Source organism: Sulfitobacter sp. 1A13679, from assembly GCF_043557115.1.
In the GTDB taxonomy this organism is placed as follows: Bacteria; Pseudomonadota; Alphaproteobacteria; order Rhodobacterales; family Rhodobacteraceae; genus Sulfitobacter; species Sulfitobacter faviae.
The window spans coordinates 1-13,097 of the sequence record NZ_JBIFFO010000015.1; the positions used below are offsets into that span (position 1 = coordinate 1).

The following is a 13,097-nucleotide window of genomic DNA, read 5'->3' on the forward strand; positions in this document are numbered from 1 at the left end:
CAAGCTTCCCGACGCGCTGCCTCTCAATTCATGAGAACACGCAAAATGAACAGACCAACCATCCTGACAGGCGATCGGACGACGGGACCGCTTCACATCGGGCACTATGCAGGCTCACTTTCAAACCGGCTGCGCTATCAGGACAGCCATGAACAATTCCTTCTGCTGGCGGATTCCCAGGCCCTGACAGACAACGCGCATGATCCAGAGAAAGTGCGTCGAAACGTGATCGAGGTCGCGCTTGACTATCTGGCCGTTGGCATTGACCCCGGGCGCACGGCCATCTGCCTGCAATCGCAAATTCCAGCGCTGGCCGAACTGTCGATGCTCTACCTGAACTTTGTCACGGTCGCGCGGCTCGAACGCAACCCGACGATCAAGGATGAAATCCGCGCGCGTGGGTTCGGGCGCGATATTCCCGCAGGGTTTCTCTGTTATCCAGCGGCACAGGCTGCGGATATCACGGCTTTCAAGGCAACTGTCGTTCCGGTCGGCGAAGACCAGGCCCCGCTCATCGAGCAAACGAACGAAATCGTGCGGCGAATCAATGCAGTCGCAGGTTGCCTTGTGCTGCCCTAAGCTCGAGCGATCATCCCCAAAGCGGTCGGTTGCCCGGTATCGAAGGCAAGGCCAAAATGTCGAAATCCAGTGGAAACGCCATTGCGCTGTCCGCATCGCCAGAGCAGATCCGAAGCGCTGTTCGGGCAATGTTCACCGATCCGAACCACCTGCGTGTCGAAGACCCGGGCTGCATCGAAGGCAATGTCGTCTTTGCCTATCTCGACGCTTTCGATCCGGACCAGGACGAGCTTGCCGAACTCAAGACACAGTATCAGCGTGGAGGACTTGGCGATGGCACGATCAAGGCGCGTCTGGAAGTTATTCTGCAAAACCTCATTGCCCCAATTCGTGAGCGCAGGGCACAACTCTCCGAGGACCGGGGATACGTTCTTGAGGTAATCAAAGAGGGCACGGAACGGGCGCGTGAGCGAACCGAGGCGACAAAACGCGAGGTGGTGAATGCCTTAGGTTTATTCCAACTGTAGGTGAGCCGCGTTGAACAATCTGGATCAAGGTCTGTTTCGTCTCGATAGCGGTCTGACCATGTGTCCCGGCCTTAACGGGAAGTCGATCAAATTATGATCCCAGAAATGCCGCGCGTCGTTCCTGGAGCGCGCTGCAAAGGTAGTCGACGAAGAGCCGGACCCGGCGCACCCGGCGCAGATCGCTGTGCAGGAGAACCCAGGTCGAACGCCGCTGGTCGAGTTCGGTGCCGGGAACGCGTTGTAGTTCGGGGAAGACCGCCGTGACCCAGGTTGCAAGGAAGGTCATCCCCGCGCTGGCGCGGACCAAGTGCAGATGCATTTCCGGGTCGGGCACAGAGTGGCGGACGCGCGCCTCCGGGAAGGCGGATTCTGCGATCATGGTGGAAAGCTCGGGCACGTCCCCGTAACCGATCCAGCTTAGACCGCGCCCTTTGCTGCCTGCCGCAGGTAGCACCCGGTCGATGTAGTCCCGCGACGCCACCACGCCGATCGACAGTGGAAAGAGCTTGCGCCCCACCGCGTCGTCCTCGATCACCGCGGCGTGGCGGATCGAGACGTCAGTCTCATTCCGAGCGATCGAGTCGAGCGTATAGGCAAGCCGCAGCTCGATTTCGATCTCAGGATAGAGCGCGGCAAATTCGGCCAGCACCGGCGCCAGCAGGTAATGCGCTGTCATCGGATCGGCCGACAGCCGGATGCGCCCCGCAGCCTCGCGGTCGAGCCCCTGCACCGAGTTGAACCCCTTGAGCAATGCCGCCTCGGCTTCGAGCGCCTGCGGCAGTAGCCGCCGCCCGGCTGCCGTCAGAGACAGGCCCTCCGCGTCAAGAAAACCGGGCTCGATCAAGACGGCGCGGGAGACCACCTCGGGGCGATGGACGAGGTAAGCCGTGGCCAGCACCGCGCCCCAAGAATGGCCGATCAGTAGAACGGGGCCGCCGCCCTGCGCGGTGATCAGCGCATCAAGATCGGCAAGGTGATCCGCCATGCCCAGCCGCGTTTCTGTCACCCGGTCCGACAGGCCCGCGCCGCGCTGGTCGTAGAAAAGGACGCGGTAGGTGTCGTTTAGCGCCTCCAGCGCCAGCAGAGACCGATGATCGCCGCCCGGACCGCCATGTAGCACAACGGCGAGCGGTGCGCTTTCCGCTTCGGCGAAGCGGCCATGCAGCAGGACGCCCTCACCATGAAGCCGGGGCAGCGCAGGGTCGTCTACAGCCGTGGCGGGAACTTGTGGCGGCACCCGCGTGATCCACATCAGCGATGCGAAGCCGATGGCAAAGAGACCAATGACGATGACGATCAGAGAAATCATGGGGCGCAGAATAAGGGTTGTCCTTAGATAATGTCTTCGGACATTCTGTAGCCGCCGGTTCGGCAACGGCATGACCTGGCGCATCAGGATCTTGACCCCAGAGGACAGACGCATGTCGGATCAGACCATGGCCGCCGGGTTCGCCTCGGCCTTTCTCGACTATGCCGTGGCCGAGGGTGCGCCGCGCGCGGGCCTGCTTGCGACAGCAGAACTCTCCGAAGACGCGCTCGGCGATCAGGATACGCGCATTCCCGTTTCCGCCTATCAGGCCCTCATTGCCGCGGGGATCGAGGCCGTGGGTGACACGTCGCTGCTTCTGCGCCACGTGCTGGAAAAACGGCTGGAGACCATGTCCATCGTCGGGCAGATCGTGCATGCCTCTTCTTCCTTTCCGCACAGCCTCGGTCAGCTCAATCGCTACGCGCGGCTCATGGCGGATGTTCCGATCCCCGGCAGGCAGGACCGCTTCGGAATCGCGCGCGAAGGCGGCGCGGTCTGGCTGATCGATCACCGCCCCTGCGATGGAAACTGGATGGCGACGGAGGCGAACTTTGCACGGTTCATCTCCGAATTCCGCCGCTCTGCCCCCGAACACCCCTTCGAGCAGGCGCTGGAGGTGACATACGCGCCGCGGCCCCATGCCAACCGCTACCCCGATCTGTTCCGAGTGCCGGTGACCTTCCGCGCCGCGCGCAATGCGCTGCGTATCAATCCGGTCTGGCTCGACGAGGCCTTCGACGGCGGCAAGGAGTATGTCTTTGGCGTCTTCACGCGTCATGCCGACGGGCTGCTGGAGGAGCTTGCGGCGCAGGACACCGTGCGCGCGGCCGTCGAGACGCGGATGCTGGCCGACTTGCACGAAGGCACGCTGTCGATGGACCACATCGCGCGCGATCTCGGCATGAGCCGGCAGACCCTCTACCGCCGCCTGAAGGACGAGGGGACCACCTTCGCGCAGGTCCATGACGACCTGCGCCGCCGGATGGCGATGGATTACCTCAGCGCGCGCAAGGTCTCGGTGGGCGAGACGGCCTACCTGCTGGGCTTCTCGGAAGCATCGGCCTTCGTGCGGGCCTTTCGGCGCTGGACCGGGACAAGCCCGACCGCCTGGCTTGCCGGTTGATACCAACGGTCAATCAGTTGATCCCTGCGGTCATGCCGCCGACCGCCACGAACGCGTAGACCCTCCCTCGACACAACACACGGTCGAAGGAAACAAGATATGAAACCGATGATGATTGCCCCGCTTTGCTTGGCCGGACTTCTGGGCGCCTGTGCCGACATGGGCACGAATGTGGATCCGCTCCTCGACGGCGCGCCGAACGCGCAGTTCCAGAGCGACCTGTCCGACTGCCGGAGTCTCGCATGCAACCAGAAGCAGCTCGATCACGAGACGATGGCCTCAGCCGCCATTGGCGCCAGGATCGGCGGTGCCCTAGGCGAAGTGGACGACGATGGCGATGCGCTCGGCGGGGCTGTTGCCGGCGCACTGACCGGTGCCGCGATGGGTGCGTCCGAGGCGAGTGAGGCGCGCGAAACAATCGTCTTGAACTGTCTGCGCGGCCGCGGCCACGCGGTTGTCAATTGAGGGAGGGGGCGATGCACGACATTCACACGCGCATGACCGGCCTGCACCACTTTCTGACGGGCGGGCCGCGCCAGCCGTCATGGCGGTCCACCTATCCGCCGCGGCACCTCTGGGGCGATATCGGCCTGCCGGTGGATCAGACGCCTGAAGAGCGGTGCTCCCGCCTGGCGCGCATCTTTCGGTGGCAGTGAGGGCGGGCCGATGACCCAGACCCTCGCCTTCGCCTACGCCGGCCTGACCGCGTTGGGTATTTCTCGGACATGGGCGGGATCTTCGCGATGGCGGGGCAGGGCCGTGTCTGGTTGTTCGGCGATGGATCGCAGCGCCTCAACCCCATCGACGGCGCCGATTTGGCCGAAGCCATCGCAGACGCAACCGATGCCGGCCGGGGGTGGGCCGAGATCGGCGGCCCCGACGTGATGACGCAGAACGGACTTGCGCTTGCGGCCTTTGCCGCGCTGGGGACCGAGCCGCGCATCACCCATCTTCCGGACATCCTGCGCCGCGCCGCGCGTGCCGTTCTGCCGATCCTGCCGCGCCGCATGAGCGGCCCCGCGCGCTTCTTCCTGACCGCGCTCGGCATGGACATGGTCGCGCCCCGCTTCGGGACGCGGCGCCTCTCCGACCATTTCGCCCGCCTCGCCGATGCGGCAGACCACCCGAAAGGACACCGTCCATGACCCTCCGAAAAGCCGGCGGTCTTGCCGCCCTAATCTGCGCCGCGACCTACCTTGTCGGCTTCGTCATGATTGTCACCGTGCTCGCCCCTCTGGGCTTCGGCTCGGGCGACGTCGACACCGCCGCCGTCGTCGCCTTCATCGCGGAACGCCCGGGCGTGATGATCGCCTGGAATACCGTGATCTACATCGTGAACGCGCTTGCGCTCGCGGTGCTCGTCGTCGCACTCCGCCAGCAGATCGCCGTCGCGCGGTCCGACGCCGCTGTCCTGACCGGAACACTCGGCGTGATCTGGGCCACGCTCGTCCTCGGCGCCGGGATGATCGCCAATGTCGCCGTCGTACAGACCTGTGCTCTGACCGACGACCTCGGAGCTGCAGCCTCCCTGTGGCAGACCCTGCACGCCGTCGAATTGGGCCTTGGCGGCGGCAACGAGATCGCCGGCGGCGCTTGGATTCTGGCGGTCAGTCTCGCGGCGCTGAAGGGTGGCACCCTCGGCCGCGTCACCGCCGGGATCGGCGTCCTCAGCGGTGCTGCAGGGCTCTTGACCATTCTGCCGCCGCTTGGCGATATTATTGGTGCCGTCTTCGGTCTTGGCGCCATCGCCTGGTTCGTGGCCGTCAGTGTAGCGCTCCTGCGGGTCCGCCAGGAAACGCTCGGCAAGCGGGTCGCCGCCTGACCCTTGGGGCACTGGCCCCGGACGCTTACCGGGCCGGGGCCGGATGGATCTTGATCACGAAACCCTCTTCCGGCGCTGGTGGCACGAAATGGCGCGAGACCTGCCGGAACTGATCCTCGGTCACAGCGAAGGGATGCAGGCCCTCCTTGTTTCGCGCCCTGAGCCGCTCGAGGCAGACCTCTTCCGGCACATCGAGCACGTGAAGCACATGCGCGGCATTCGTCCCCATGAGGAGGCCGCGCAGCCAGCCTCGCGCCTCGACGGTGTTCGCCTAGAAGTCGAGGACCACTGAGACACCCGCTGTCAGCAGGTCCGCGACATGCGGCCCAACGTCCCCACGAAACCGGCCGGCCCTGCGCATGTAGTTGCGCATCGACGTCAAGTCCGCACCGTAGAGCGCTTGGAGCCAGTCGTCCTCGCGGATCACCACCGTCCTGGGACCGTGACCAAGCTCAGTCGCCAGCGTGGACTTGCCTGAGGCGATCCGGCCGCAGAGCAGGCGCAGGGTCGGTTGATCGGCCATATTGTCTTCCACTTCTCGTCATACGGGCTGGGCCTGGGGCAGCGCCGTCGGCCCGAAGAGCAGCAGCGCCAAGAGCAGCTCAGGGTAAAAGGCGATCCTTGCGGTAGCTCGCCGGCGTTGTCCCCATCCAGCGCTTGAAGGCGCGGGTGAAGGCGCTCTGCTCGGAAAAGCCCGTCAGAAAGGCGATTTCTGCCAGCGAATGGCGCTCGTCCCGTAAGAGCCCTTCGGCCAGATCGCGGCGCGTCTCGTCGGTCAGGGCGTGGTAGCTCATCCCGTGCTCGGAGAGGCGGCGCTGGAAGGAGCGCGCGGAAAAGCCAAGTCCGCGCGCGATCTCGGCCATCTTCGGTGTGCCCTCGCTCAGCGCCTGGGCGATGGCATCTTTCGAGCGGCTCACCAGATCGGGCGCGTTCGAAATCCGGGATAGCTTCACATCGAGATGCGAAATGAGATAGCGAGAGATCCCCTCGTCACCGAGGACGTTCGACCGATCCAGCGCTTCGTTTGCGTAGAGGATCGCGTCGAGATCCGCGCCGAACCGGACCGGGCAGCCGAACCAATTTTCGTGCGCGGCGACGGAGTGCGGTGCGGCATGTCGCACCAGCACTATCTCGGGCAAGACCGGCTCCGGGCTGACCTGCCGGGCGATCGACACGGCGCTCGCAAGCGTTGCTTTGTTCGACAGCCGCATCCCGAGGCGTCTGTCGCCCGCCCGGTTCAGGATGAAGAGCGTACCGCCCTTCGCCTCGCGCAGTTCATACTCGACTACGCTGGTCCAGAGCCGGGCATAGCGCTCGATCCGCGCGTAGGATGCGCCGAGCGTTGTCGCCGCCTTGAAGGCGAGCCCCAGCGCGCCGTATTCGTCATGCGCTCAAGCATGTCGTAGTTGCGTTCGGCCGGGATCATCTGCCCGCTGTCCCAGGCGCTCTCCGGGTCGATCCCGACCGAGGACAGCATCTCGCTGGCATTGATGCCATCGCCTGCCGCGGCGACAATCTTGCGAGCAAAGAGCGACGTCACATATCCCATGCGCGGCAGTCTACGGCGCGGGTCGGGATCGGCCAAGCGCGACGCTATGCGGATGTCCGATGGGCTCGTTCGATCACGCCCGCCCCCGACCATCAGAAAGTGCTGCACCATAGACGAATGGCCGGTCTGGTGAAGCTGCAACACATCGCTTGACTACATCGGCAAGGGCCGGTTTGGGCCTTAAAGCGCCAATGCACCTGATGGTCAGACAGCAATCGTTCGTTGCGTCAAGCAAGAGCATTAGCATAGCGACAGGTCATTCAGCCGGTCTCGCTCCTGCGTCGACCAAATTGCAAGAACCGACTCGAAGTCCGTTAAAGGCCAATTGAGTAGCATCTTTTGACCTAACTCTAAAAGTTCCCCGGAGCGCATTGCAGACATATCAACCCTTCAGCGCGCCATGCCTCGACCACAGAGCTACGATCATCGATCACCAACCAAGGCTTGAAGCCATCCGCCTGCATTTCTTTCAATGCGCGTCGTTTCACTTCGGGGTCGGTGGCTTCATCCTGATCTTCGGCGCGCAGGTATATCCCGTCGAAAGGCAGATCGTGTTTGCGCAGCCATGCAATCGTATGTGCAGCCCAACCCTTTGGCCGTCCGGAGCAAATTAGAATGGTTTCACCGCTTTCTTTTAACCGTCGCATCAACTTTGCGACCGGGCCAATCAGTGCGGCATCTGCCATTGCGAGGTGGAAGTCACCCCAGTGCTTTTCCACGCCATGCACAAGATGGCCCAGACGCTCTGCGTCGAACTCAGCAAGGGTGCCGTCGACATCAAAAACCACACATGGGGTCGCTGCGGTTTGGGTCATAGGGTTTGCTCCAGTAGTTTATTCTCGGTGATTTCGAATAAGAGGGGGGTCGCATTGGGCGGACGTTGGCCAACATCACCCGTCGTCCAGAGCACGCGTGCGGCGCGAATGACACCGGAGTGACATACAAGGACCGGCAAGGCCGTCGGAGATGCTGCGCAAATCCCCCTTATCGCGATCTGTACCCGCTTGAGCATATTGAGCCAGCTTTCGCCTCGGTCCGGAGTGGCTTCCCTGAGGGGCTGATCGCTCAGCGGTCGCCCTTCGAAAACGCCCCAGTCTCGCTCCCGCAACCCGTCGTGCAACTCAATTCGCTGACCCGGAAAGGCGAGCCGCGCCGTATCCTGCGCCCGTGACATCGGACTGGCGTAGATCGCAATCGGTTCTGGCCATATTCTTTGTGATAGCAAGCAGGCTTGATGGCGGCCCGCCTCGGTCAGCGGCACATCGGTTACCCCGGCGATAATTTCGTTTGCATTGGCGGTCGTCTCGCCGTGGCGGATCAGGCAAAAGCTGCGCGATGGCAAAGCTGCGGCGGTCACAGGCGCACCCGATCGTGAAAGAATACCTCGGCGTCGAGCCCTTCGACGAGGTAATCTTCGGGCTGGGTGCAAAACGCGGGCGCAAAGCGTTTTGCACCGAGACGTTCCAGCATCTTGCGCTGATCGCGCAGCGGTGGGTGGACGTTCCAGCGCTGAAAATATCCGCCCGGGACGCTGCAGATGCCCCGTGCATGTGCCGTCATATGGCCTGTGAACACGACATGCGCGTCGCGCCCCAGACGCCCGCTTTCATGCCAAGCCCGCACATAGCCCCAAGCAGCACCGCCGTCGGCGTTGGGCGTGTCGCAGATCAAGAACCGCGCCTGCTCCATCGGGCCGCGGTCCAACAGCGGGGCGATGAGGCGGGCCTCGGCGCTGACACCACCGCTGCTAAGTGCAGCGCGCAGCGTATCTTGGCATTCAGGGTCCAACATCACGCTTTCGCAGCCGTAGCGCCGCGCCAGATGCAGCGCCATCTCGCCCGCGCGGCCAGAGGGGGGGACGGGCAAAAGCACCTGACCGTCGACCCTTTCGAGCAAGGCATTCAGCGCGTCGAACCGCTCCGACTGTGGCACATCATCAAGGTGATATGAGCAGTCCAAAATCGCGGTCGCCGCAGGGGGTGGCACATCAAAGGTGAACCAATCGGATTCCTCCGACCAGTCGCCAGAATAGAACAGCCCTTCGCCCAGATCGAAGTGGAACCAGACGCCGCCCATCGCATGGCCATTGCGCCCGGTGGTGAGGGTCACGCCGTTGATCGCCGTCTGACCCTGTTCGGGCAGCAGTTGGACATTGGCCGCGGGCGGCAGGGCTTTGGCTGTTTGCGCCGTGGCATAGATGGGCAGACCCGCTTCAACCGCATGCGACGCGCCACCGATGTGATCAATGTGATCGTGGGTGATGAATACCGCCTCGGCCCCTTCAAGCCACGCGGGATCGAAATGCGCGTTGGCTTCGGGGCCAAAACCGCAATCAAGCAGCCATATCCGATTATCCACGGTCAATTGCATACACGCGGGGCCTTTGTCCCCGATGCCGGAAAGTAGTCGTATGCTCTGCATTTATTCCTCTGAAAAGGCCCAAGGGGTGGTGATTGTCAGGCCCAGTTGTGCGCCGACGTCAAAGCGGGCGCGGGTTTCTGCAAACAGGCGCGCACCGCAGTCGGTCACCGTTTCCAGCAAGTATTTTCCGCCCATATAGGTGACCCGCGCGACCTTGCTCCGCAGATCGCCACTCTCCGAGATGGTCAGGTTTTCGGGGCGCAAGCAGACATGGCTGACCCGCGTCTCAGCCCTTGCGGACTGAACCGCAACTTCGGCGCCCAGTATTCGCGCCTGACGGGCCTCTCCGGCCTGCGTGACCTCTTGCACCGGCACCACGGTGCCGCGCCCGACGAATTCAGCAACAAAGCGATTTTTGGGTCGCTCATAGAGGGTTTGCGGCGTGTCGAACTGCTGAATGCGGCCCTGATCCATCACGGCGATCCGATCGGCCATCGCCATGGCTTCGGCCTGGTCATGAGTGACATAGACCATTGTGGCCCCGGTGCGCTTGTGAAAATCGGTAAAGACGCCCTGCATCGTGGCCCGCAACGCCACATCAAGGTTGGCCAAGGGCTCATCCAGCAGCACGGCACAGGGATCAGAGACAAGGCAGCGTGCCAAAGCCACCCGTTGCCGTTGTCCGCCCGAAAGGTCAGAGGGCATGCGATCAGCGTAATTCTCAAGCCCCGTCGAGGCGAGGGCCGCATCGGTGTGTTTTGCTACCTCGGACTTGGAGAACCTGCGGATTTCAAGCGGGTAGGACACATTGCGCCGCACCGACATATGCGGCCAAAGCGCGTAGGATTGAAACACAAACCCGATGTTGCGCTCTTCGGGCGGCAGGTTCACCCCTGTTTGAGCATTGGCCATTTCGCGGCTGCCAATGCGGAGTTGACCGCTGCTGGGCGTCTCGAACCCCGCCAAGATGCGCAGAAGGGTGGTCTTGCCACAGCCCGACGGCCCCAAAAGTGCGATAAATTCGCCGTCGTCGAACCGGGTTGTGATGTCTTGTAGGGCAGGGGTGCCTGCGAATGTCTTGCTGACCGAAGACAGGTTTATGTCTGCCATGGGACAACTCCTTTTGGAAAGCGGCGGGAAAAAAGCTGGATTAGCGCCATAAGGACGATGACCACAAAGATGATGGTCATTGCCAAGGCGCTGGCCATGCCGGTTTCGCCACTGTCATCGAGGTTGAAAATCACGACGCCTAATGTCTCGGTGCCCGAGGACCACAAGAGCGCGGAAACCGTGAGTTCATTGAACGCGGTGAGAAACACAAGGATCGCCCCCGCCGCTGCCGCTGGGGCCGAAAGCGGAAAGATCACATCGCGTAGCCGCCTGTAGAGCGAGGCACCAACCGATTGCGCGGCCTCATCCATAGCAGGATCGAACTGTTTCAGGCTTGCCTGAACCGGGCGGAACATTACCGCGAAGAACCGCGCGAGATAGGCCAGAAAGATGATCCAAATGGTGCCATAAAGCGTGGCTTCGGTGAAAGGCAGCTTGATCAGCAGCAGGATCATCGCGATCGACAGGACAACACCCGGCAGGGCGTAGGGCAGATCGAGCAGGCTGTCGAACAGCCGCGCGAGCCGCGTTTTGCGTCGCTCCATCAGCCACGCAAGAGGAAGGCAGATTGCCGCCAAAACCGCAGAGGCGCCTGCGGCCAGTCCAAAGGAGTTGGCGAAGGCACGCGAAGTGACGGGTTGGCGAAAGAGAACCTCATACCAAGATGCAAGCGTCACCGTGTCAAAGCGCAGGGTCACGCCATAGGCAGGCACGAGTGACGTCGCCAAAAGGCCGAACATCGGCAGGACGAGGATGACAAAAACCACGGCCCAGAGCACGATCTCAACCGGCAAACGGGCCGCCCCCAAGGGCAGGGCCAGCGGCCGCGAGGTGCTGCCCACAAGATGCAATCTCTGACGAGACTGGCATAGGCGCTGTAACAAGATGCCCGCCACGGCGACCGCCCCGATCAGCATGGCCAGAACTGAAACCTCGACCAGAACGGTCGTGCCCATGCCGGCCAGCTTTTGATAGACCAGCGTCGGCAGCGTCGCATAGCCTGCAGGAATACCCAACATCGCGGGAATGCCAAAATTGCCAAGCGCGGTGACAAAGGTAATTGCCGTGCCCGCCGCGAGACTGGGCAAGGTCAGGGGCATGACGACCTGCCACCATGTGCGCAGCCCTCTGGCACCGCTGATCCGGGCGGCCTCTACCACATCTTGCGGGATGGATCGCAGGCCCGCGCGAAGGGTCAGGAAGATGATCGACATATGCTGGATGCCCAGCAACAGGATGATGCCCTCGGGCGAGTAAAGTGGCTGGGGCGCGCCAAGCGGGGGGGCAATGCCCAATGTCTTTAGCAAGACCGAAGATGGCCCCATGATCTGGGTCCATGACAGTGCAGTGATCTGCGGCGGGATCATCATCGGGATCATCAGGCAAAAGACCAAAGCCGCCTTGGCCCGCAGGTCTGTCAGCGCCACCAAAAAGGCAAAGGCCGCGCCAAGCACCAGCGACACCAAAGTGCCAAAACCCGCCGTGACCAGCGAATGCTTAAGCGCACTTAGGGTCGAGGGTTGCGCCAGTACATCGCGCATAAGGGTCAGACTGGGGCTGCCTTGATCCGTGACACCCTCGACAAAAAGGCGCAGGACCGGCGCAAGCGTCAGACAGATGGCGACGATCAGAATGGCAGAGAGCAGCCGGGCCTCGGTCCGGCTGCCTCCAGTTTGTTGTGCGGCACTCATCATTCAGCGCCGAAAAGCTCTGCGAATTTGGCCTTGTTGGTGTCGGCATTTGCGAGGGCCTCGGCAGGGTCAAAGGCCATCAGTTTGATGTCTTCGCGGGCGGGGAACCCTTCGGGTACGCCCATGCCGTTACGGGCAGGGATATAACCCATGTCCAGAACCAATTCTTGGCCTTCAGTGCTGAGCAGGAAGTCGACGAATTTCTCGGCACCTTCGACGTTCTTGGCAGAAGACATGATCGCCACCGGCTCGGTCACATAGGAGACGCCCTCTTCGGGAAAGACGAAATCAACCGGGGAGCCTTCAGCCTTGTTGCGGATCGCCAGAAAGTCGACGACCATGCCATAAGGCTTCTCACCCGAAGCCACGGCTTTGAAGGTGCCGCCGTTGCCACCCTGCGCGCGGGCCTCATTTGCGGCGAGGTTTTCGTAATACTCCCAGCCCAAAGTCTCATCGCCGGTCAGCGTGGCAAGGTGGATCAGCGCGGCACCGGAATAAAGCGGAGAAGGCATCGCGATTTGCCCTTTGATGGCTTCGTCCGAGAGGTCTTTCCAAGAGGTCGGCGCGGTCTCGACACCTGTGTTGTAAACGATCCCGGTGGTGATCAATTTGGTCGAGTGGTAATAGCCTTCGGCAGAATGCAGCGCCGCGTCATAGTCACCGGCTTCGGGCGATTGATAGGCGGTCAACAGACCCTCCTGCGCCATGCCCTCCAGCGTCACAGTATCGGCGATCAGCAAGACATCGGGCTGCGGGTTGCCCGCTTCGATCTCGGCGCGCAGGCGGGCCATCAGTTTGGTTGTGCCGTCGCGGACCCAATCAACTTCGGTGCCAGGGTTGGCAGCCATAAATGCGTCCACGGTCCTCTGCGCATCCGCATTCGGCTGCGATGTGTAGAGGGTGATCGTATCGGCCATGGCCGTGCTGGCCAAAAGCGCGAAAGCGGTGGATGTAACGAAGGATTTCATGGAACTCTCCTGGGTTTTTTACTTTCGAACGAAAGCAGTTCACGAGAGCCTTATCCCTGAGTTTTCTGACAGTTTTGTAACGGTTCTTTGAAACTTTTATTTATATTGCGGGGCCTGA

At 62.3% G+C, this 13,097-nt stretch carries 15 protein-coding genes and 2 pseudogenes; 7 read left to right on the forward strand and 10 right to left on the reverse strand.

Annotation, left to right across the window (positions count from 1 at the left end; genetic code table 11):
• Both ACGYLA_RS12575 and ACGYLA_RS12580 read left to right on the forward strand, forming a co-directional pair.
• A pseudogene (locus tag ACGYLA_RS12575) lies at positions 1-579 on the forward strand (tryptophan--tRNA ligase); the annotation flags it as partial.
• A gap of 29 nt (positions 580-608) precedes the next feature.
• Entirely contained in the window at positions 609-1,046 is a 438-nt protein-coding gene (locus tag ACGYLA_RS12580; RefSeq protein WP_394432859.1) for a hypothetical protein, read from the forward strand.
• A gap of 91 nt (positions 1,047-1,137) precedes the next feature.
• On the opposite strand, the gene ACGYLA_RS12585 is transcribed toward ACGYLA_RS12580, so the two are convergent.
• Positions 1,138-2,355 (reverse strand): alpha/beta fold hydrolase, encoded by a 1,218-nt coding sequence (locus ACGYLA_RS12585; RefSeq protein WP_394432861.1) that lies wholly within the window; start codon positions 2,353-2,355, stop codon positions 1,138-1,140.
• 112 nt (positions 2,356-2,467) lie between these two features.
• On the opposite strand from ACGYLA_RS12585, the gene ACGYLA_RS12590 reads away from it, so the two are divergent.
• From ACGYLA_RS12590 to ACGYLA_RS12610, 5 genes are all read left to right on the forward strand, one after another.
• Positions 2,468-3,478 carry a helix-turn-helix domain-containing protein gene (locus ACGYLA_RS12590; protein ID WP_394432863.1) on the forward strand — a complete coding sequence of 337 codons (1,011 nt, stop codon included), beginning with the start codon at positions 2,468-2,470 and terminating at the stop codon, positions 3,476-3,478.
• A 99-nt stretch (positions 3,479-3,577) separates the two neighbouring features.
• The gene (locus ACGYLA_RS12595; RefSeq protein ID WP_394432865.1) at positions 3,578-3,943 is read left to right on the forward strand and encodes a glycine zipper family protein; all 366 of its coding nucleotides are present in this window, start codon (positions 3,578-3,580) and stop codon (positions 3,941-3,943) included.
• Positions 3,944-3,954: 11 nt separating this feature from the next.
• Positions 3,955-4,134 carry a hypothetical protein gene (locus tag ACGYLA_RS12600; RefSeq protein ID WP_394432867.1) on the forward strand — a complete coding sequence of 60 codons (180 nt, stop codon included), beginning with the start codon at positions 3,955-3,957 and terminating at the stop codon, positions 4,132-4,134.
• A gap of 69 nt (positions 4,135-4,203) precedes the next feature.
• Complete coding sequence (locus tag ACGYLA_RS12605; protein WP_394432869.1) at positions 4,204-4,623, forward strand: hypothetical protein; 420 nt, start codon at positions 4,204-4,206, stop codon at positions 4,621-4,623.
• Positions 4,620-5,300 (forward strand): hypothetical protein, encoded by a 681-nt coding sequence (locus ACGYLA_RS12610; RefSeq protein ID WP_394432871.1) that lies wholly within the window; start codon positions 4,620-4,622, stop codon positions 5,298-5,300. Before ACGYLA_RS12605 ends, ACGYLA_RS12610 begins: the two co-directional genes overlap by 4 nt.
• Positions 5,301-5,325: 25 nt before the next feature.
• On the opposite strand, the pseudogene ACGYLA_RS12615 reads toward ACGYLA_RS12610, so the two are convergent.
• From ACGYLA_RS12615 to ACGYLA_RS12655, 9 genes and pseudogenes are all read right to left on the reverse strand, one after another.
• Positions 5,326-5,823, reverse strand: a pseudogene (locus ACGYLA_RS12615) (AAA family ATPase).
• Between the two features lie 79 nt (positions 5,824-5,902).
• Positions 5,903-6,670: an AraC family transcriptional regulator ligand-binding domain-containing protein gene (locus ACGYLA_RS12620; RefSeq protein ID WP_394433025.1), complete on the reverse strand. Its 768-nt coding sequence runs from the start codon at positions 6,668-6,670 to the stop codon at positions 5,903-5,905.
• The gene (locus tag ACGYLA_RS12625) at positions 6,586-6,849 is read right to left on the reverse strand and encodes a hypothetical protein (RefSeq protein ID WP_394432873.1); all 264 of its coding nucleotides are present in this window, start codon (positions 6,847-6,849) and stop codon (positions 6,586-6,588) included. The genes ACGYLA_RS12620 and ACGYLA_RS12625 overlap by 85 nt, the downstream gene beginning before the upstream one ends.
• 350 nt (positions 6,850-7,199) lie before the next feature.
• Complete coding sequence (locus ACGYLA_RS12630) at positions 7,200-7,664, reverse strand: HAD family acid phosphatase (protein ID WP_394432875.1); 465 nt, start codon at positions 7,662-7,664, stop codon at positions 7,200-7,202.
• Entirely contained in the window at positions 7,661-8,206 is a 546-nt protein-coding gene (locus ACGYLA_RS12635; protein WP_394432877.1) for a histidine phosphatase family protein, read from the reverse strand. Before ACGYLA_RS12635 ends, ACGYLA_RS12630 begins: the two co-directional genes overlap by 4 nt.
• Positions 8,203-9,219: an MBL fold metallo-hydrolase gene (locus ACGYLA_RS12640; protein WP_394432879.1), complete on the reverse strand. Its 1,017-nt coding sequence runs from the start codon at positions 9,217-9,219 to the stop codon at positions 8,203-8,205. Before ACGYLA_RS12640 ends, ACGYLA_RS12635 begins: the two co-directional genes overlap by 4 nt.
• A gap of 51 nt (positions 9,220-9,270) precedes the next feature.
• Positions 9,271-10,320, reverse strand: a complete 1,050-nt coding sequence (locus ACGYLA_RS12645) for an ABC transporter ATP-binding protein (protein ID WP_394419277.1) — start codon at positions 10,318-10,320, stop codon at positions 9,271-9,273.
• On the reverse strand, positions 10,308-12,011 hold the full coding sequence (locus tag ACGYLA_RS12650) for an ABC transporter permease (RefSeq protein WP_394432881.1): 1,704 nt from the start codon (positions 12,009-12,011) through the stop codon (positions 10,308-10,310). Before ACGYLA_RS12650 ends, ACGYLA_RS12645 begins: the two co-directional genes overlap by 13 nt.
• Positions 12,011-12,979 (reverse strand): ABC transporter substrate-binding protein, encoded by a 969-nt coding sequence (locus ACGYLA_RS12655; RefSeq protein ID WP_394432883.1) that lies wholly within the window; start codon positions 12,977-12,979, stop codon positions 12,011-12,013. The genes ACGYLA_RS12650 and ACGYLA_RS12655 overlap by 1 nt, the downstream gene beginning before the upstream one ends.
• Positions 12,980-13,097 lie beyond the last annotated feature (118 nt).